Consider the following 18,472-nt stretch of genomic DNA (forward strand, 5'->3'; position numbering starts at 1 on the left):
TGTGTGGCGCATGATTTCAGACGATCCGACCACCCAGTTCGGCAACGCCCACCAGCTCGGCAAGGAAGCGATCACCACGTTGCAACGCAGCAACGCCGGCTGGTGTGCCGGTGAAGATCAGGTCGCCCGCTTTCAGCTCGAACAGCGTGGACAACACCGCAATAATTTGCGGCACGCCATGTACCATTTCACCCAGGGTGGTCTGCTGGCGTTGCTCGCCGTTGACGCTCAGGCGCAATACGCTGCCTGCGTCCAGCATCACTTCCGCTGCCGGGCGCAGTGCGGAAACCGGGGCGGAATGATCGAACGCCTTGGCCACGTCCCACGGATGTCCCTTGGCTTTGGCCAGCGCCTGCAGGTCACGGCGCGTCAGATCCAGTCCCACGCCATAGCCCCACACCAGCGCGGTGGCCTGTTCCGGCGTGAGATCGCGGCCACCGTTGCCGATCGCCACCACCATCTCCACTTCGTGGTGCAGGTCGGTCGTGGCCGAGGGATAGGGCACATCGGCACCGTCGCTGACGACCGCGTCGGCCGGCTTGCAGAAGAACATCGGTGCGGACTTGTCTACGCTGGCTCCCATCTCGCGAGCATGCTCGGCGTAATTGCGGCCGATGCAGAACACCCGGCGGATCGGGAAGCGCTGGTCGCTGCCGATGATCGGCAGGCTGGGAAGAGCTGGTGGCACGATCGTGTAGGTCATGCCGGCAAGCGTAGCAAACTGATCAGAAGGCGGCAGGGGCTTGCATGGGTGACAGCTGTCATTGACGATGGCTGATGCTGCACCCTGATGGCGCTGCAGCCGACCCGCCATTCTTGTACTTGTCGAGCAACCGGCCGAACCGGATAGGGAGTCAGGGTGAGCAATGCCGATCTGTTGAAGGAACTGCGCATCGAGCGCCACCAGCGCGACGATCACGATGGTGGCGGTGGTCGCTGGCCGTGGATCATTGGCGCGATCGTCCTGATCTTGCTGCTGCTGGGGGGCGCCGGCTGGATGTTGTTCGGGCACCGCCCATTGCCAGTGCAGACTGCGGTCGCGGTGACTCCCTCATCAGACAGTGAGGCGGGCGCGGTGCTGCAGGCCACCGGCTATGTCACGGCACGGAGGCAGGCGACCGTGTCCGCGCAGATCACCGGCACGCTGACCGCAGTGCTGATCGAAGAGGGTGACCACGTCACCAAGGATCAAGTGCTGGCACGGCTGGACGACAGTGCCTACAAGGCGGCTCTCGACACGGCCAAGGCCCAGGCGGCTGCAGCGCATGCACTGGCGACGCAGTACCAGGCCCAGCTGGCACAAAATCTGCGCGATGCGGCGCGTCAGCAGTCGCTGGCTGCGCAGGGGCTGGTATCGAAACAGTCGGCCGAGCAGGCGCTTACACTGGCCGACAGCACGCGCGCCCAGCTCGCGTCGCAGCAGAAACAGGCAGTCTCCGCCGATGCCCAGGTCGTCGGTGCGCAGGTCAATTTCGATTACTGCGTGGTGCGTGCACCATTCACCGGCGTGATCACCACCAAGGACGCGCAGGTCGGCGAGATCATCTCGCCGTTCTCCGCGGGTGGCGGCTTCACCCGCACCGGCGTCGGTACCATCGTCGACATGGATTCGCTCGAAGTCGACGTCGATGTCAACGAAGCCTATATCGGCCGGGTCAAACCGGGCATGTCAGCCGAAGCGGTACTGGATGCCTATCCGGACTGGAAGATTCCCGCCCACGTGATCGCCATCGTACCGGCGGCCGACCGCGGCAAGGCCACCATCAAGGTGCGCGTGGCGCTGGAGAAAAAAGACGCGCGCATCGTGCCCGACATGGGAGTGCGGGTATCGTTCCTCGAAGTGAAACCGCAGGCCAGCGCGCAAGCACCGCAGGGCGTGCTGGTGCCGGCTACGGCAATCGTGCAGCGCGATGGGCACAGCGTGGTGTTCGTGGTCGAGGGTGAGCAGGCGCATCAGCGCATCGTGAATCCGGCAGCTCAGGCCTATGGCGAGCTGCGTCTGCTGCCGACGGCGGTGAAGCCCGGCGACAGCGTGGTGGTGGCGCCACCGGCAGGGTTGCACGACGGCTCGGATGTCCGGGTCGAACGCGACAAATCCTGATGCTGTCGTCGATCTGCCGCTGCCTCATTCGTCGATATACGGTCGAGCCAACAGATTCCTAATCTTCATCGGAGAAACATGATGGGTACATTGATCGATATCCAGAATCTCGCCAAGGCCTACGAGCGCGGCAAGCAGAAGGTCGAAGTGCTGCACCACGTCAACCTGGCGATCGCCGAAGGTGATTTCCTGGCGCTGATGGGGCCGTCCGGTTCCGGCAAGACCACCTTGCTGAACCTGATCGGCGGACTGGACACACCAAGCGCTGGAAGCATCACCGTAGGTGGCCAGCGCATCGATCAGCTGGGCGGTGGTGCGCTGGCGAAGTGGCGCGCATCGAACGTTGGATTTGTCTTCCAGTTCTACAACCTGATGCCGATGCTGTCGGCGCAGCGCAATGTCGAGTTGCCGCTGCTGCTGACCAAGCTCTCCGGTGCCCAGCGCAGAAAGAACGCTTCGATCGCCTTGCAGCTGGTGGGCCTGGCTGATCGCGCCAGCCACAAGCCGAGCGAGTTGTCCGGCGGTCAGCAACAGCGCGTGGCGATCGCCCGCGCCATTGTTTCCGACCCGACCCTGCTGGTCTGCGACGAGCCGACCGGCGACCTGGATCGCCAGTCGGCGGAAGATGTGCTCGGCCTGCTGCAGCAGCTCAACCGCGAACACGGCAAGACCATCGTGATGGTCACCCACGATCCGAAGGCAGCCGAATACGCCAGCCACACGCTGCATCTGGACAAGGGCACCCTGGTCGAACAGGCAACGGCGTGAGGACACTACGATGAAATATCTTCATCTGATCTGGGCCGCGCTGTTCCGGCGCAAGACCCGCACGATACTCACCCTGGTATCGATCATCGCCGCGTTCCTGCTGTTCGGCATGCTCGATGCGGTTCGCACGGGATTCGACCAGGCCGGCAACAGCGCGAATGGTGCCGAGCGGCTGCAGACTGGCTCCAGGCTTTCCTTCATCCAGACCCTGCCGCAGTCGCTCGAAGCACGGATCGCGCAGGTACCAGGCGTGAAGATGGTGACCTATGCGAACTGGTTCGGCGGCGCCTACCAGGATCCGCACAATCAGGTCTTCAGCTTTGCGGTGGAGCCGAATTACCTCGATCTCTATCCGGAGATGGAAGTGAGCCCGGCCGAGCGCAAGGCGTTCGACGATACCCGCACCGGAGCGCTGGTCGGCGAAAAGCTGGCCGAGCGATTCCACTGGAAGGTGGGCGACAAGATCCCGATGCAGTCGACGATCTTCCCGAACCACGAAGGCAGCAAGAACTGGACGTTCGACATCGTCGGCATCCTGCATTCGAAGGACAAGAAGGCCGGTGGTTTCTACGACCAGATGTTCCTGCTGAACTGGAAGTACTTCGACGAGACCACGCCATACAACCGCGGCACGGTGGGCTGGTATGTCACGCGCGTCACCGACGTCAACCAGGCCGATCGCGTGGCCAAGGCGATCGATGCGATTTCGGCCAACTCCGATCATGAAACCCGCACGCAGACGGAAGCGGCGGCCACGGCCAGCTGGATGAAGCAGCTGGCCGACATCGGTCTGATCGTCAGCTCGATCATGGGCGCGGTGTTCTTCACCCTGCTGCTGCTGTCGGGCAACACCATGATGCAGGCGGTGCGCGAGCGTACCTCCGAACTGGCAGTGCTGAAGACGATCGGTTTTTCCAGCCATAGCGTGCTGGCGATGGTGCTGGCCGAGTCGGTGCTGCTGCTGTTGCTCGGCGGTGTACTGGGTCTTGGTCTGGCGATGCTGATGGTGGGCGGTATCCAGTCGAAGATGGGTGGCGCGATACCGATGGCCCCGCTGGATGCGGGCATCTGGACGCACGGGTTGCTGCTGATGATCGCGGTCGGCCTGCTGGTCGGCGCGTTGCCGGCGATCCGCGCGATGCGTCTGAATATCGTCGATGCACTGGCCGGACGCTGAGGAGAACGAGCATGTTCCTGCATTTTCTGATGTTGTTGTTTTCCACTCTCGCGCTGGTGTCGGCGGTTTTCCTGGCGATCTGGATGCTGCTGACCCGGCAGGGCAGGCAGGCGGTTTCGATCACGTCGGTCGGCATCAGCACGCTCAGGCAGCGACTCGGCATGTCGTCAGTGATCGTGGTGGGTATCGCCGGCGTGGTGGCCGTACTGGTCGCGTTGCTGGCGATGAGCGACGGCTACCGCGAGACACTGAACAAGACCGGCAGCGCCGATACCGCCATCGTGATGCGTGGCGCCTCTGCCTCCGAAGTGATGTCGGTGCTCGATCACGACAGTGTCACCCTGATCCCGCAGGCCGTCGGCATCGCCAAGGATGCGAAGGGGCAGCCGATCGCCTCGCCCGAACTGGTGGTCGCGGCCAACCTGCCGCTGAAAGGCGGCAGCGCGGACGACGAGGGCAGCGTGCAGCTGCGTGGCGTCGGTGAGCAGGCCTGGGCGGTACGGCCGAACCTGAAGATCATCGAGGGCCGCAAGTTCACCCCCGGCATGCGCGAGCTGATTGTCGGCAAGGGCGCGGCGAAGCAGTTCGCCGGACTGGAACCGGGTCACGAGATCCGTCTCGGCAGCCAGATGTGGACCGTGGTCGGCGTGTTCGCCTCCGGCGATGCGATGGACTCCGAGGTATGGGGCGACGCCGGCGTGGTGGCCGACACCTATCGCCGCGGCAGCAGCCGCGCGTCGGTTACCGTGAAGCTGGCCGATCCCAAGGCGTTCGATGCCTTCAAGACCGAGCTGGAAGCGAATCCGCAACTCAAGGTCGATGTCAGTACCACGCTGGACTATTTCAGCAAGCAGTCCGAAGGCATGAGTACCTTCCTCACCGTGATCGGTATCGTGGTGGGATCGATCATGGCGATCGGCGCGATCTTCGGCGCACTCAACTGCATGTTCGCCGCGGTCGCGGCACGTGCGCGCGAGATTGCCACGCTGCGCGCGATCGGCTTCCGCGGCCTGCCTGTGGTGGTGGCGGTGATGCTGGAAACCATGTTGCTGGCCCTGCTCGGTGGCTTGATCGGTGGTGTGCTGGCATGGCTGATCTTCAACGGCTACAGCGCCTCCACGCTGGCCGCCGGCACGGTCGGCAAGCTCAGCTTCGAGCTCAAGGTCTCGGCGGAACTGCTGTGGGTCGGTTTGCTGTGGGCGCTCACGATCGGCTTCATCGGCGGCCTGTTTCCCGCCGTGCGTGCGGCGCGGCTGCCGGTGACCACAGCGTTGCGCGAGCTATGATCGACATGGGTTGATTGCTGCGGGGAGGCAGGGATGCGTCAGGGACGATGGCTGGTCGTGCTGCTGGGTTTTGTGTTGTGCGGTTGCACGACCTTTGTGGCGCATAAGATCGAGCGGCCAGGACACGACAACAGGCAGCAGCTGGCGTGGCTTCGGCAGCTATTGAAGCAAGCCGATTTCCAGTTCGACGCCATGCAGACACGGCAGGGTGTGCGCATGGCCTACTGGTACGGCGAGCCGCGCGCGTACGACCTCAGGGTCAACGTGCAGGAGCTGCGCAAGGATCATCACTACAGCCTCAGCTTCGGTTTCAAGTTCGGTGTCGAGCAGGGCAACGCGCCCGTGCTGCCCGCACGCGGCAGCGTGATCCTGCTGCATCCCTGGGGCATGGAAGGTTCAGCGCTGACGAACTGGGCACTACTGTTCGCCAATGCTGGTTATACGGTGGTGATGCCCGACCTGCGCAGCCATGGCAAGTCGGCTGATGTACCGGTGGGCTATGGTCCGCGCGAGGCGGATGACATCGTCGATCTGGTACACGATCTGCGGGCAGCGAACCGGTTGCCTGGTCCGCTGTATCTGTTCGGGGTTTCCTACGGCGGCACGGTGGCGCTGTTCACCGCGCCGAAGCTGACGGACGTGCAGGGCGTGATCGCGCTTGAGCCGTACGCCAATGCCGCCGCAGTCATCCGCCGCGCCCCGGCCAGTGGCTTGTTCGGTTATCGCTGGCTGGCGTCATGGGTACGCCCGCGCGAGGTGGATCATGCGATCCAGCGTGCGAGCAGACAGCTCGGTGTCGATCTGGCGCAGATCGATCCAGGCGCTGCGCTGGCGCACACGCCGTCATGCGTATTGATCCTGCGTGGCGCCGAGGACAACCTGATTGCGGGCGATGCCTTGAGCGAGCTGGCCCGACGCTCGCCACGTGCCAGCTATGTGGAGGTGTCGGAGGAAGGGCATTTGAACCTGCCGTTGCGCACCGATCGCCTGTTTCCACCGATGCTCAACTGGATGCAGGCGTTGCCGGCAGGCGGTAGCCAGGACTGTCCGACCTTCGCGTCGCTACCTTTCGCCACGGCATCACCGACGGTGCACAAGTGAGTGTGAGGCGAAGCAGCTGCAACCGGCCCGGCATCGATAGGCCATCTGCAGCGGAATGAGGATGTGGCCGGCCAGGTCGTGCGCCTTCGGTCAGCCAGTGGTTATTCGCGCTCGGGCCGCTCACGCACTGGGTGCTTGCTCAGTTTGCGCTGCAGGGTGCGCCGATGCATGCCGAGACGACGCGCGGTTTCGGAGATGTTGCCGTCGCATTCGGTGAGCACGCGCTGGATGTGCTCCCACTCCAGCCGGCGCAGCGCCAGCGGGGCCTCGGGCGTATCCGGCAACTCATGCTCATCGGGGTCGCTGCTGTCGCCGTCGAGCAGTGCGCGTACCACCGCATCGGCATCGACCGGTTTGGCCAGGTAGTCGTGGGCGCCGCGCTTGATTGCCTCCACCGCGGTGGCGATCGAGGCGTAGCCGGTCAGCAGCAACACGCGCAGGTCGGGAACCAGGCTATGCAGCTCGGGAATCAACCGCAGGCCATTCTCCTCGCCCAGCTTGAGATCAAGCACGCAGTAGCGTGGGTGTTGCCGACGCGTCAGTGCGCGTGCCTCGTCGAAGTTGGTTGCGGTGATCACCTCGAAGCCGCGCGAGACCAGTGCGCGTGCCAGTACGCGCACGAAGGTGGCGTCATCGTCGACCAGCAACAGCGGGCGCGTTGTGGCGGCGTGGGGCAACTCGGTCATCGCAGTGGTTCCTCGAAGTGGCGCAGTACCCATTCTTGCCGGATGCGACAACGCATGCACGTGTGGCGTCGTGTCGCAGGGCACTTACTGCTCCGCGATGACGGCCAGCGGCAGACGCAGGCATACTTCGGCGCCGTGCTCGGTATTGCCCGCAGTCAGCGTGCCGTTCAGGCGTTCAGCGGTGGCCTCGGCCAGTGCCAGGCCAATGCCCAGACCGGTCTGCTTCTGCGAGTGGCCGAGCGATAGAGGTTCGCCACCGGCGCCAAAACCCGGACCGTGATCGCGTATGCGCAACTGCAGCCAGCCGGCATCGCGGGCGACCTGCAGCAGCACCACGTGCGAGTCAAGGCTGGCCGAGGCATCGGCCGCGTTGTTGAGCAGGTTGAGCAGGGCGTGGCGCAGGCCCGGCGGCGTGCGCAACACGGTCTGCGCGGTGGCCTCGTCCAGCTCCAGGGTCAGCTCCGCCTCCGGGCGCAGCAGCTGGAAGCGTTCCAGGCAGCCGTGAATGAATTGCTTCACGCTGAGCCGCTCCGGTTCCTGCGACAGCTGCGCCTTGCCGAACGCGATCATCTCGCGCAGGATCGTTCGGCAGCGATCGACCTGGCCTTCGAGCAGTGCCAGATCCTCGGTCAGCAGCGCATCGCCGGCGTGCTCGCGGCGCAGCTCGGGCAGCAGGGTGCGCATCGTCGACAACGGTGTGTTGAGTTCATGCGCGGCACCGGCAGCCTGGGTGGCGATGGCCAGGATGCCTTCGTCGCGCAGCGCGCGTTCGCGCACGCGCTGCACTTCCAGCTGCTGCACGCGCAGCGCATGTGCCAGCCGGTTGATGAAGAAGCCCAGCAGCAGCGCGCTGATCACGAAGTTCACGCCCATGCCGGCCACGTGCAGCGAGAAGCCGCCGTGGAGCTCGCCGTGCATCGGCATCGGTAGCGGAACATGCCAGTAAAGCAGGATCACATAGGCGACGCCGGCCAGTGCGGCCACCGCCAGGATCGCGCGTACCGACAATGCTGCCGCACTCAGCGCAATCGGCACCAGCAGCAAGGTGATGAACGGATTGCTGGCGCCGCCGGTGAAGTACAACAGGTAGCCGAGTACCAGTGTGTCGGCAGCGATGTGGCCGATGGTCTCCCACTCGCTCATCGGCCATGGCTGGCGTAGCCGCCATGCCGCAAACACCGAGAATACCGCCAGCAGGCCGATGCCGAGCAGCAGCGGCAGCAGCGGTATGTCGAGCTGCATCCACCAGGCGCAGACCAGCACGGCTACGCTCTGCCCGGCAATCGCGCAGAGCCTGAGCCAGGCCAGCGTGCGGGTCAGCGCGAACGGCCCGATGCGTTGGGCGGGACGATTCGGCATGGCGATCATCCGTGCTAGCGGGTGATCCGAGCGGCCGGTCGTGCGTGGCGCGACCGGCCGGGCTGCGGGTCAGGGCGCGTTGAATTCCTCGCTGCGTACAGCAGGCAGCGGAGTGTGGTTGTTCGCCGGATCGGAATGGCTGGCCGACAGCTTGTTCATCAGCGGCAGCATGACCAGCGCGATCACCACGCAGGCGATGCCGACGAAACCGAGCTTGTCGAACAGGCTGACGTAGATCGTCAGCGACTGCACCGGATCGGTGATGTCGTCGGGGATGTGCGCGTAATTGGCCACGATGCTGCCGAGGTACTGCGACAAGCCCACGGCCACGTAGTACGCGCCCATCATGAAGCCGCCCATGCGCGAAGGCACATAGCGGGCGATCATCGCCAGCCCGAGTCCGCTGACCAGCAACTCGCCCAGCGAATACCAGCCATAACCCCAGACCATCGTCCACGACGACACCTGGCCGGCCACCGCTGCGCTTGCGCCCACGCCATACATGAAGAAACCGACGGCCACTGCGGCAAAGCCCAGCGCGAACTTCAGTGCGATCGAGGGATCCTTGCCGATGCGGCCGAGCGCGTTGTAGGCGAACACCAGCACTGGGCTCAGGACAACGATCCAGATCGCGTTGAGGTTCTGGTATTGCTCGGGAATCCAGTTGAACAGGTGCATCCCGAATACATTGAACGACAGATCCACATTGTGTTGCGCGAACAGGTTCAGCGAAGTTGCCATCTGCGAGTAGAAGATGAAGAAGAAGATCGTCTGCACGGTCAGCACGAGTGCCGCGATCAGGCCGGCACGCTCGCTGGGCTTGCTGCTGCGGATCAGGTGCGCGAAAACGCCCAGGATCAGGACGCCGGCGGCATAGACGCAGACCTTCGCCACGGCTTGGCTCTGCAGGATGAACGCCACGACGAAAATCATCAGGAAGGCCACCCCGAAGACCGGCAGCGCGCGATCCATGTTCATCGGCAGGTCGTCCGCAGGCGAGCCGATGTGCTCGAGCGCACGACGCATGAACATGTAATTGAGCAGGCCGAGGATGAGGCCGATCGCACAGACGCCGAACGCGGTGTGCCAGCCCATGGAGTCGCCGTAGCTCGCAGCGACCACATTGCGGATCCATGGCGTGGCCGTCATCGAGATCATCGAGCCGATGTTCACCGCCATGTAGTAGATGGTGAAGGCGCTGTCGATCTTGGTGTCGTCACCCTCGTAGATCTTGCGCACCAGGTTGCCCGCGTTGGGCTTGAAGAAGCCGTTGCCGACCACGATCACGCCAAGCGCGAAATAGGTGAGGTTGGCGGGGGTCAGCAAGGCCATCAAGCCGCTGCCGCCATCGGTCAGACCCAGCGTCTCCGGCGGGATCCACAGGATGCCGTAGCCGATCGCCAGCACCGTCGCGCCAATCAGCATGGTGCGACGCGTACCCAGCAGCTTGTCGCCGACCCAGCCACCGATCGCCGGCGTGGCGTAGATCAGTGCCGCCGCCGCACCCCAGACCAGGTTGGCCTTGGTGTCGATAAAGCCAAGTTTCTTCATCAGAAACGTGACCATCAATACCTGCATGCCGTAGAAGCCGAAGCGCTCCCACATCTCGATCATGAAGACGGTAGTGAAGGAGCGCGTCTGGGAGACGGGCGGGTTCTGGATTGCCATATCTTTTCCGTGCGTGATTCAAATCGTGACGACGCCAGGGCGCCGCCTGTGACTTGCGACCCTGAACAGATCACAACCGTCGAAGCGTAACCTATTCGCCATTTCGGTGTAGCTGCACTGCGACATGGAAATTGTACGGCTGGTGCGGGGTTGGGCAGGTGTATTGCCTGGCGCCGGGTGCTTCAGCCGCCTGAAACGGCGGTGTCTGTGGCATCATCAGCGGCTTGTATGCCTTCCGGAGGGCGTTGCCCGCCATGTCGATTCTCGAGCTTTCATCGCCTGGCCATATGGCGGCCATGGTCATTCCGACGTATGCCGACCGGCGACAGCCGGCGTTCGCCTGAAGCGGTCGCATCGAGATGGCAGCTGAAGGCTTTCGCGGCCCGAAACAGATCTGGCAGGCGTTCCAATGGTCGATGAAAGGCCTGCGGGCCGGATGGCGCCATGAGGCGTCGTTTCGCCTCGAAGCTTGCCTGGCCATCGTGCTGGTGCCGCTTGGCCTGTGGCTGGGTAACGGCGGACTGGAGAAATTCGCGCTGATCCTGGCGCCGTTGCTGGTGCTGTCGGCCGAATTGCTCAATTCGGCGATCGAGGCGGTGGTCGACAAGGTCAGCCCGGAATTCCACGAATTGGCCGGCCGCGCCAAGGACATGGGCTCGGCGGCGGTGTTCCTGCTGCTGGTGCTGGTGGTGCTGAGCTGGGGGCTGATCCTGTTGCCGCGCTGGCTCTGAACCGTCGCGGCAACTTCATTACTGGATGTCTTTCTGCTCGTCCGCGTGTCTGGCCGGAGGCTTGGATGCATTGACATCCTGCAACGCGCCGACACTGACGGTGCCTGTCCACTCGCCGTCGCGCACCTTGAAATACTGCTTGGGATCCCAGCGCCAGGAAGCGTAGATATTGCCGCAGCCGGTCATCGGGGCGCCGTCGATGGTCTTGGCGCCACATGCCGGCATGGGGCCGGTGCCGTTGAATTGTTCGGGTGTGAGACTGCTCACCGAGTCGCTTCCGAAACCAAGATACGAGCCGGTCAACTCGCTACGGTTCCAGCGCAGGACCAGAGTCATGCGTTGCTTGGCGGTGGGATCGCCGTATTCGGGGTACAGCTTTTCCAGCGTTGCCTTGGCCTGCTCGCGCTGCTGCGCATCGAGCTGCGCCCATACCGCGTCGCGGGTGGCGAGGAATTGCGGATACTTCCGTTCGGCCGCGATCGCTATCCAGGCGAACGCGGTGACCGGATCCTTTTGCACTCCCTGGCCGTTGAGATACATCAGGCCGATGCTGAGCTGCGACAGCTTGTCGGCATAGCGTGCGCCGATCAGGAAATACTTCATCGCAGCCTGGTAGTTGCCCGCAGCGTAGCGCTGCATGCCGGTGAATTCACCGTACTGGTCGGGATGGCCCCAGGTGGAACTGTGGCTCATCGCGTCCAGCACTTCCTGCGAGGTCTTGTCCTGTAGTGGGCCGGTTGCCGCCGGTTGGGCAATGGCCGTGTTGGCCACGTTCGCGAGCAGGCCACCGATAGCTGCGTAGATGATGCATTGACGTGCATGCCTCATGATTGTCTCCTCTTCGCTCCCTGAGAAACGGGCAAGACCATATATCAAGACCATATATGTCGTACCCGCCAGACACATGTCGACTGCAGCTTAGTACCGATGCCGGGAGCAAAAAAGTGGTCAACGGACGTTGAATCCGGCCCGGCGTCCTGGAGTGATTGCGCTGCGCCAGCATGGATGCTGCAATGGCCGCACCATCGGCTGGAGTGATTTCATGAATACCCTGCGTACATGCGTGCTGTTGCTGCTTGCCATCATGCTCTCGGGTTGCGGCTATAACGCCATGCAGCGACAGGACGAGGCAGTCAAGGCGGCCTGGTCGGAAGTGCTCAACCAGTACCAGCGCCGCGCCGATCTGGTGCCGAATCTGGTCAATACGGTGAAGGGCTATGCCCAGCACGAGGAAAAAGTGTTCACCGAAGTCACCAACGCCCGCGCGAAAGTCGGCAGCATCCAGATGACGCCGGAGATGGCCAACGATCCGCAGGCGCTGGCGAAGTTCCAGGCAGCGCAGGGCGAGCTGGGCAATGCGTTGTCGCGGTTGATGGTGGTCAGCGAGAACTATCCCACCCTCAAGGCTGACGGCCTGTTCCAGAACCTGCAGGCGCAGCTGGAAGGTACCGAGAACCGGGTCACCGTGGCACGCAACCGCTATGTGCAGGCGGTGCAGGACTACAACTCGATGATCCGCACTTTCCCGAACAATCTCACCGCGAAGATGTTCGGTTACACGGTGAAGCCGAATTTCAGCGTGGACAACGAAAAGGCGATCTCCACGGCGCCGACGGTGGACTTTGGCAACAGCGCACCGGCACCCGCCGCCTCGGCGCACTGATGAAGTTTCTGCGCTTGCCGCGCCTGTTGATGCTGCTGGCGATGGCGCTGCTATCGCTGTCGCCGGCTCTGCTGCAGGCGGACGAGGCCGTACCCAGGCTGGCACGTCACGTCACCGACCTCACAGGTACGCTGACCGCGATGCAGGTCGACCAGCTGGATGCGCAACTGGTCGCGCTGGAGAAAGCCAAAGGTGCGCAGCTGGTTGTGCTGATGGTCGGCAGCACGGCAGGACAGGATATCGACAGCTATTCGCTCGCGGTGGCCGAGGCGAACAAGATCGGGCGCAAGGGCATAGACGATGGAGTGTTCCTGCTGATCGTCAAGAACGATCGCAAGGTGCGCATCGAAGTGGGCTATGGCCTTGAAGGTGCGATTCCCGATGCAGCCTGTGCGCGGATCATTCGCGAGTACATCGCGCCGAAATTCCGCAGCAATGATTACTTCGGTGGCATCAGCGATGCGGTTGGCGCGCTGACCCAGCTGATCAATGGCGAGGCATTGCCGCCACCGGTGCAAGGCGCTCCCGGCGAGGCCCATGCCGGGCCCGGGTTGCAGAACAGCCTGATGATCGGCGTGTTCGTGGCCCTGTTCCTGCGCGGCATGCTCGGTCGGGCCAGTGCCTGGGTTCGCACGCCACTCGGCGCCGTGCTGACCGGTGGGCTGTTGTGGCTGCTCGTCTCGATGGGTGCCGGCATCATCGGCGCGCTGATCGGCGGTGTGCTGATGCTGTTGCCAGGCGGTGCCGGGCGTTCCATTGGCGGCGGTGGCTGGGGTGGTTTTGGCGGCTTCGGCGGTGGTGGAGGAGGCGGTTTTGGCGGCGGCGGCGGCTTCAGCGGTGGTGGTGGCAGCTTTGGTGGCGGCGGCGCTTCGGGGAGCTGGTGATGGCGCGCATGCAGCGAGTGCTGACCAATCTGTTCGGCAACTGGTTTCAGTTGCGCCGATGCTTTCCTGCCGCGCTGCTCGACGAGATGACCACGGCGATTGCCGCCGGTGAATGCACCCATCGCGGTGAGCTCCGTTTTGCGATCGAGTCGCGGCTGGCCCCGCTGGCGGTACTGGAAGGCCTCGATGCGTCTACCCGCGCACGGCAGGTATTCGGCCAGTTGCGGGTATGGGATACCGAGCACAACAGCGGCGTATTGCTCTATGTACTGATGGCCGAGCACCGTATCGAGATCATCGCCGACCGCGGCATCGCTGCGAGGGTGACGGCAGCCGAATGGGATGCGATCTGCGCACGCATGCGCGAATGCTATGCGCGTGGCCAATGGCGCGACGGTAGCCTCGAAGGCATCGCCGCGGCGCATGCCTTGCTGCTGCGGCATTTTCCCGGCAATGACAAGGCCAATCCGGACGAACTGCCGGACCGGCCAGTGCTGCTGTAGGCGACTGCATCAACCGCCAGTGCGCGGACCTCTTCCCGCATGCTGCAACAAGGCAAAAAAATGGGGCCGGCAAGAGCCGGCCCCAAGGCTGCGTCAGAAGATCGATGTGCCGATCAGAAGTTGTAGTTGACGCCGACGTAGTAGCTGCGGCCGAGGGCATCGTACATGCCGGCACCTTCGCTACCGACACCGAAGACGTTGACCGGCGGATCGCGGTCGAACACGTTGGTAATGCCCACGTACGCCTGCAGGCCCGTCTTGTCGAAGGTGTAGCTGACCTTGGCGTCGTTGAAGAAGCCTGCGCCGTAGCGGATCGGCGTGGTGGAGGTCGGGTTCGACTTGTAGCTCTCGTTGCTCACGCGCAGCATCGACGAGAAGTAACGGGTGTTCCAGTTGAGCATCAAGTTGTTCAACGTGTAGGTAGCGCGCAGCGAAGCCTTCCATTTCGGGAAGCCGAACGTGCCGTTGTCCTGGATCGACTCGTCCTTGTCGTCCTGGAACGGATATTCGGTGAATGCGATCACCTTCGTGGCATCCAGGTTCCAGCGCATGGTGCCGGCACCCAGGGCATGCGTGTAGTACGTGCCGATGTCGACACCCGAGGTCTTCAGCGCCGAGATGTTCTGCACGATCGACTGGACGTAGTTGATCTCATGCTCGCTGTCGCGGGTCATGTTGCTGCAGTAGATGTTGTCGATGCCGCTGGGCGAATCCACGCAACGCGCGACGGTTTCCTGGCCGCTGATGGCGCTGATCGCGTCGGTCAGCTTGATGTTCCAGTAGTCCACGGTCAGGCCGAAGCCGTCGAGGAACTGCGGAGTGAACACCATGCCTGCGGTCCAGGTGCGGCCCTGTTCCGGCTTCAGGTTCGGGTTGCTGCCCGAGATGCCCTGCACCGAGCTGGTACGGGTCGACTGGAAGTCGGCCGGCACACCTTGCGCGGCGCAGTTGGCCGCGCGGACTGCCGGGTCCTTGGCGTTCTTGAGCTGGTTGACCGAGCATGGATCAGTGATCGTGAAGAAGTTCTGCGACTGGCCGCTGAACAGTTCGTCGATGTTCGGTGCACGCACGGCGCTGGACACCGTGCCGCGCAGACGGACATTGTCGTCGATGGCCCAGTCCAGACCCCAGCGCCAGGCCTTGGTGTGACCGATGGTGCTGTAGTCGGAGAAGCGTACGGCGGCATCGAAGGTCAGGTTCTTGGCGAGGCTGCGGTTGGACAGCAGCGGCATAGCGGTCTCGATATAGCCTTCCTTCACGTCATACGCACCACCCGAGCTCGGGATCGCGTTGAGGAAGGTGAGGCCGGCGACGTCCAGCGGATCGGTGTTCTGGCGGCTGCTCTCGCGACGGAACTCGACGCCACCGACGATGCTGGCTGCGCCAGCATCGCCCGGCATCTCGAACAGGTTGTTGTTGGTGATCGTGCCGCCACCGACAAACTGGGTCAGCTTGGACTTGGTGGTGGTCGCGGTATTGAACCATTGCGCTGCGGCCGGGTTGATCGCACCGGCGCCGAACAGGCTGGTGGGTACGCAGCCGGCCACGTCGAGCGGATTAAATACCGTGCCGGTGCCCGTGTTGACCGAGTTCGGATCCAGCGTCGAGCGGCAGACGATATTGCCGTTGCTGTCGCGCACCGCGTCGATCGACGCGTTGAAACGGTCGACAATCCGGTTGTTGAGGTTATGGCGGGTCTCGCTGGTTTCGCCATAGTTCACCGAGGCGTCGTATTCCCAGTCGCCGGTGATGAGGCCGTTGGCGCCGAACACGGTACGCACGGTGTCGCGCTTGGTGTCTTCGCCACGGCGACCCGCATCCGTGTCGAAGCGCGACAAGGTGATCAACTTGAGGTTGTTGGCGTCCATCAGCGCAGCGAGGCTGGGCGTGATGTACGCATTGTCGCGCGCGATCTTGTAGGGCGCATGGCTGGTGCTGGAAAACGCCGGCTGGCTGAATTTCTTGACGTCGGCGTGGTTGTAGGTGCCTTCGGCGTACAGACGGTGGTCTGGCGTAATGTCGAACGAGGCGACTGCGCTCAGCGTGGTGCGGCCGTAGCGCGGCTGCAGCTGGGAGACCGAGTTGAGATCCAGGTAGTCGCAATCCTGGCAGCGGCCGGCGTTGTCATAGATGCCGTCGAAGCGCTGTTTGCGTACGCTGCCGTCCGGATTGAACACGTAGCGGTTGGTGATGTCGGTCGAGGTCTTGCCGAGGTAGAACGTGCCGCTGTCCAGATTGGTGTAGCCGCCGGCATTGTTGAACAATGCGGTATCGGTCGGGCCGTTCGGCGTCTTGATCGCGGCGTAGGACTTCTGGCCAAAGCGGTCGCGGAACTCCAGCGCCGCCTGGTCGCTGTGCTCCACCGACACCGCCACGTTGCCGCGGTCCTGGGCGAAGTTCATGCCGCCGCTCAGCGAGAGCAGCTCCTTGTTGAAGCCACCGTGCTCGGAGCTGCCGAACTGCGCATGCAGGTTGGCGCCCTGATAGTTTTTCTTCAGGATGAAGTTGACCACGCCGGTGACGGCATCGGCACCGTACACCGCCGAGGCGCCACCAGTGATGATTTCCACGCGCTCGATCCAGTCGGCGGGGATCATGTTCACGTCGACTGCCGTGCTGCCGGCGGTGGCGCCGACGAAGCGGCGGCCATTGACCAGCACCAGCGTACGGTCCGTGCCGAGATTGCGCAGATCCTGCGACTGCACGCCGGCGGTGCCGATGTAGCGGGTCGAGTTGCCCATGGTGAACGTGGTGGCCAACTGCGGGATCGTGGTCATCACGTCACCGATGTTGGTCGCGCCGGTCGCCTTGATGTCAGCGGAGGTGAGCACGCTCACCGGAGTGGGCGAAATCACGTTCGGGTTCGAGATGCGGCTGCCGGTTACCGTCACGGTATCGAGCTGCTTGGTCTTGCTGGCGGTGGCGCTGTCCTGGGCCACGGTGGCGGCCGCATCCTGCGCAGAGACTGTCCACGTCTGCAGTATCAGCGCTGCCGCGATGGCGGTAGCGAGCAAAGTCTTTTGTTTCATGATCTGGAAAAACTCCGAGCAAAAGCAGCCGTGGACCAGCTTTGGAAAGCCGGTCATTCAGGCATCTGGGACGGCGCGTCTTACCCGGGGTTGGGATTACGCACCACGGCATCGTCGAGCTTGAGGGAAAGACGAAGTGGTGCCGACGTTAAGTCAAAACTCGGTCGATTCGCAAGAAAAAACGTCATGAAATTACGTCATTGCCCGTTGATGAGCGTTCGAAAGCAGCGTTTGAAGTGCCCAATCAAGCGGACAGTAGCGATGAAGTCCGCTTTTTCGGATCTTGCCGGACACGGATAGCTGGCGATGGCGCGGCGACTGGCTTCGGCATTCTTGAGTGTTGGCGGATTGCCATCGAACTTCATGTGGCGCGCTCCGTACGTGGAGCGGCGCGATGATCCGCCGGGCCGCCGCATCGAAGATGCCGGCGTCAGGCGTTCGATCCGAGCTTCCCCTTGGCCTGCGGACATGGCCGGCGTGGCCCGCCACAGACGGTACATCAGGGCGTGCCGACACGAGTCGCATCCTTTGACCACTCGGGACCGGTGATCGAATGGCTGACCTCCATAAGCGCCGGCCCGGATACACTTGGTCTTTGCCAGCCACTGTTGCCGCCATGCCCCAGCCTTTCGTCGTTGACTTCAATCCGGTGGCTTTTCACCTCGGTCCGATCCAGGTGCACTGGTATGGACTGATGTATCTGCTCGGCTTCCTGAGCGTTGCCGTGCTGGGTGAATATCGCCGCCGTCACGGGCGATTGCCGGTCAGCCGGGATGCGCTGGGCGACCTGTTTTTCTACGGCATGATGGGTGTGATCGTCGGCGGCCGCGTCTGGTACATGCTGTTTTACTACGCCGGTGGCATCCACTGGATCTGGAACGAGCCGCTGGCCCTGTTCAAGGTGTGGGATGGCGGCATGAGCTTTCATGGCGGCCTGCTCGGCGTGCTGGCGGCCGTCTGGTGGTGGTCACGCCGACAGCACCTGCACTTCTTCGACACGGTGGATTTCGTCGCACCGCTGGTGCCTATCGGACTGGGTCTCGGCCGGCTGGGCAATTTCATCAATGGTGAGCTGTGGGGCAAGCCCACTGCGCTGGCGTGGGGCATGCTGTTTCCGAATGCACGGGCGGATGACGTGGCTTATGTCGACAGCCACCCGGCATGGTTGCCGCAGCTGCAGCAGTTCGGTGGCCTGGTCCGCCATCCGTCGCAGCTGTACGAGCTGGCGCTGGAGGGCATCGTGATGTTTGTCGTGGTATGGCTGGTGTCGATGAAGCCACGGCCGCGATATCTCGTGTCGGGTCTGTTCGCGCTGATGTACGGCTGCTTCCGCATTGCCGTGGAATTCGTGCGGCTGCCGGATCCGCAACTGGGTTACCTGGCATTCGGTTGGGTGACGATGGGGCAGCTGCAGTCACTGCCGCTGATCGTGATCGGCCTGTGGCTGGTCTTCTTGTCGCGCCGGGCACCCACGCTGCGTCTTTACACGGTTGCCATGCCGGGCAAGGAGTAAGGG

General features: G+C 63.3%; 17 protein-coding genes. 10 read left to right on the forward strand and 7 right to left on the reverse strand.

Annotated features, from left to right (window positions below; translation table 11 throughout):
- Positions 1-16 precede the first annotated feature (16 nt).
- The gene (locus tag B0E51_RS02965) at positions 17-703 is read right to left on the reverse strand and encodes a fumarylacetoacetate hydrolase family protein (protein WP_077443638.1); all 687 of its coding nucleotides are present in this window, start codon (positions 701-703) and stop codon (positions 17-19) included.
- 156 nt (positions 704-859) lie between these two features.
- Here B0E51_RS02965 and B0E51_RS02970 point away from each other — a divergent pair, with 156 nt between their 5' ends.
- The 5 genes from B0E51_RS02970 to B0E51_RS02990 all read left to right on the forward strand — a co-directional run bounded on the left by B0E51_RS02970 (position 860) and on the right by B0E51_RS02990 (position 6,433).
- Positions 860-2,101, forward strand: coding sequence for an efflux RND transporter periplasmic adaptor subunit (locus B0E51_RS02970; protein WP_077443367.1), 1,242 nt, complete (start codon positions 860-862; stop codon positions 2,099-2,101).
- Positions 2,102-2,182: 81 nt separating this feature from the next.
- Entirely contained in the window at positions 2,183-2,869 is a 687-nt protein-coding gene (locus B0E51_RS02975) for an ABC transporter ATP-binding protein (protein WP_077443368.1), read from the forward strand.
- 10 nt (positions 2,870-2,879) lie between these two features.
- Positions 2,880-4,046, forward strand: coding sequence for an ABC transporter permease (locus tag B0E51_RS02980; RefSeq protein WP_077443369.1), 1,167 nt, complete (start codon positions 2,880-2,882; stop codon positions 4,044-4,046).
- 29 nt (positions 4,047-4,075) lie between these two features.
- Complete coding sequence (locus tag B0E51_RS02985; protein ID WP_254424408.1) at positions 4,076-5,332, forward strand: ABC transporter permease; 1,257 nt, start codon at positions 4,076-4,078, stop codon at positions 5,330-5,332.
- Positions 5,333-5,365: 33 nt separating this feature from the next.
- Positions 5,366-6,433, forward strand: coding sequence for an alpha/beta hydrolase (locus B0E51_RS02990; protein ID WP_077443371.1), 1,068 nt, complete (start codon positions 5,366-5,368; stop codon positions 6,431-6,433).
- 101 nt (positions 6,434-6,534) lie between these two features.
- Here the strand turns inward: B0E51_RS02990 and B0E51_RS02995 are convergent, their stop codons facing one another.
- From B0E51_RS02995 to B0E51_RS03005, 3 genes are all read right to left on the reverse strand, one after another.
- Positions 6,535-7,119 (reverse strand): response regulator transcription factor, encoded by a 585-nt coding sequence (locus B0E51_RS02995; RefSeq protein WP_077443372.1) that lies wholly within the window; start codon positions 7,117-7,119, stop codon positions 6,535-6,537.
- An 84-nt stretch (positions 7,120-7,203) separates the two neighbouring features.
- Positions 7,204-8,478 carry an ATP-binding protein gene (locus B0E51_RS03000; protein WP_077443639.1) on the reverse strand — a complete coding sequence of 425 codons (1,275 nt, stop codon included), beginning with the start codon at positions 8,476-8,478 and terminating at the stop codon, positions 7,204-7,206.
- Positions 8,479-8,547: 69 nt separating this feature from the next.
- Entirely contained in the window at positions 8,548-10,146 is a 1,599-nt protein-coding gene (locus B0E51_RS03005; RefSeq protein WP_077443373.1) for an oligopeptide:H+ symporter, read from the reverse strand.
- A gap of 359 nt (positions 10,147-10,505) precedes the next feature.
- Between B0E51_RS03005 and B0E51_RS03010 the strand changes: the two genes are divergently transcribed.
- Positions 10,506-10,877 (forward strand): diacylglycerol kinase, encoded by a 372-nt coding sequence (locus B0E51_RS03010; protein WP_077443374.1) that lies wholly within the window; start codon positions 10,506-10,508, stop codon positions 10,875-10,877.
- 18 nt (positions 10,878-10,895) lie between these two features.
- Here the strand turns inward: B0E51_RS03010 and B0E51_RS03015 are convergent, their stop codons facing one another.
- Positions 10,896-11,705, reverse strand: a complete 810-nt coding sequence (locus B0E51_RS03015; protein ID WP_077443375.1) for a sel1 repeat family protein — start codon at positions 11,703-11,705, stop codon at positions 10,896-10,898.
- A gap of 214 nt (positions 11,706-11,919) precedes the next feature.
- On the opposite strand from B0E51_RS03015, the gene B0E51_RS03020 reads away from it, so the two are divergent.
- From B0E51_RS03020 to B0E51_RS03030, 3 genes are read left to right on the forward strand one after another with little or no spacing between them, the layout of a single operon-like run.
- Positions 11,920-12,540 carry a LemA family protein gene (locus B0E51_RS03020; protein ID WP_077443640.1) on the forward strand — a complete coding sequence of 207 codons (621 nt, stop codon included), beginning with the start codon at positions 11,920-11,922 and terminating at the stop codon, positions 12,538-12,540.
- Positions 12,540-13,424: a TPM domain-containing protein gene (locus B0E51_RS03025; protein ID WP_077443376.1), complete on the forward strand. Its 885-nt coding sequence runs from the start codon at positions 12,540-12,542 to the stop codon at positions 13,422-13,424. The genes B0E51_RS03020 and B0E51_RS03025 overlap by 1 nt, the downstream gene beginning before the upstream one ends.
- Complete coding sequence (locus B0E51_RS03030; protein WP_077443377.1) at positions 13,424-13,927, forward strand: TPM domain-containing protein; 504 nt, start codon at positions 13,424-13,426, stop codon at positions 13,925-13,927. The genes B0E51_RS03025 and B0E51_RS03030 overlap by 1 nt, the downstream gene beginning before the upstream one ends.
- A gap of 113 nt (positions 13,928-14,040) precedes the next feature.
- Here the strand turns inward: B0E51_RS03030 and B0E51_RS03035 are convergent, their stop codons facing one another.
- Together B0E51_RS03035 and B0E51_RS19435 are read right to left on the reverse strand one after the other, a co-directional pair.
- A complete protein-coding gene (locus tag B0E51_RS03035; RefSeq protein ID WP_168172561.1) occupies positions 14,041-16,956 on the reverse strand; it encodes a TonB-dependent receptor in 2,916 nt (971 codons plus the stop codon).
- Positions 16,957-17,153: 197 nt separating this feature from the next.
- Positions 17,154-17,321, reverse strand: a complete 168-nt coding sequence (locus B0E51_RS19435) for a hypothetical protein (protein ID WP_168172562.1) — start codon at positions 17,319-17,321, stop codon at positions 17,154-17,156.
- A 251-nt stretch (positions 17,322-17,572) separates the two neighbouring features.
- Here B0E51_RS19435 and lgt point away from each other — a divergent pair, with 251 nt between their 5' ends.
- Complete coding sequence (gene lgt / locus B0E51_RS03040; protein ID WP_077443379.1) at positions 17,573-18,469, forward strand: prolipoprotein diacylglyceryl transferase; 897 nt, start codon at positions 17,573-17,575, stop codon at positions 18,467-18,469.
- Positions 18,470-18,472 lie beyond the last annotated feature (3 nt).

The organism is Rhodanobacter sp. C05, from assembly GCF_002001165.1.
Classification (GTDB): Bacteria; Pseudomonadota; Gammaproteobacteria; order Xanthomonadales; family Rhodanobacteraceae; genus Rhodanobacter.

What these genes read in the sequence shown, in the direction of transcription:
- B0E51_RS02995 (WP_077443372.1), bottom strand. Translation starts at nt 7,119, where the DNA reads ATGACCGAGTTGCCCCACGCCGCCACAACGCGCCCGCTGTTGCTGGTC.
- B0E51_RS03005 (WP_077443373.1), bottom strand. Translation starts at nt 10,146, where the DNA reads ATGGCAATCCAGAACCCGCCCGTCTCCCAGACGCGCTCCTTCACTACC.
- B0E51_RS03015 (WP_077443375.1), bottom strand. Translation starts at nt 11,705, where the DNA reads ATGAGGCATGCACGTCAATGCATCATCTACGCAGCTATCGGTGGCCTG.
- B0E51_RS03020 (WP_077443640.1), top strand. Translation starts at nt 11,920, where the DNA reads ATGAATACCCTGCGTACATGCGTGCTGTTGCTGCTTGCCATCATGCTC.
- B0E51_RS02975 (WP_077443368.1), top strand. Translation starts at nt 2,183, where the DNA reads ATGGGTACATTGATCGATATCCAGAATCTCGCCAAGGCCTACGAGCGC.
- B0E51_RS02985 (WP_254424408.1), top strand. Translation starts at nt 4,076, where the DNA reads ATGTTGTTGTTTTCCACTCTCGCGCTGGTGTCGGCGGTTTTCCTGGCG.
- B0E51_RS19435 (WP_168172562.1), bottom strand. Translation starts at nt 17,321, where the DNA reads ATGAAGTTCGATGGCAATCCGCCAACACTCAAGAATGCCGAAGCCAGT.
- B0E51_RS02965 (WP_077443638.1), bottom strand. Translation starts at nt 703, where the DNA reads ATGACCTACACGATCGTGCCACCAGCTCTTCCCAGCCTGCCGATCATC.
- B0E51_RS03025 (WP_077443376.1), top strand. Translation starts at nt 12,540, where the DNA reads ATGAAGTTTCTGCGCTTGCCGCGCCTGTTGATGCTGCTGGCGATGGCG.
- lgt (WP_077443379.1), top strand. Translation starts at nt 17,573, where the DNA reads ATGCCCCAGCCTTTCGTCGTTGACTTCAATCCGGTGGCTTTTCACCTC.
- B0E51_RS02990 (WP_077443371.1), top strand. Translation starts at nt 5,366, where the DNA reads ATGCGTCAGGGACGATGGCTGGTCGTGCTGCTGGGTTTTGTGTTGTGC.
- B0E51_RS03035 (WP_168172561.1), bottom strand. Translation starts at nt 16,956, where the DNA reads ATGAAACAAAAGACTTTGCTCGCTACCGCCATCGCGGCAGCGCTGATA.
- B0E51_RS02980 (WP_077443369.1), top strand. Translation starts at nt 2,880, where the DNA reads ATGAAATATCTTCATCTGATCTGGGCCGCGCTGTTCCGGCGCAAGACC.
- B0E51_RS03000 (WP_077443639.1), bottom strand. Translation starts at nt 8,478, where the DNA reads ATGCCGAATCGTCCCGCCCAACGCATCGGGCCGTTCGCGCTGACCCGC.
- B0E51_RS03010 (WP_077443374.1), top strand. Translation starts at nt 10,506, where the DNA reads ATGGCAGCTGAAGGCTTTCGCGGCCCGAAACAGATCTGGCAGGCGTTC.
- B0E51_RS03030 (WP_077443377.1), top strand. Translation starts at nt 13,424, where the DNA reads ATGGCGCGCATGCAGCGAGTGCTGACCAATCTGTTCGGCAACTGGTTT.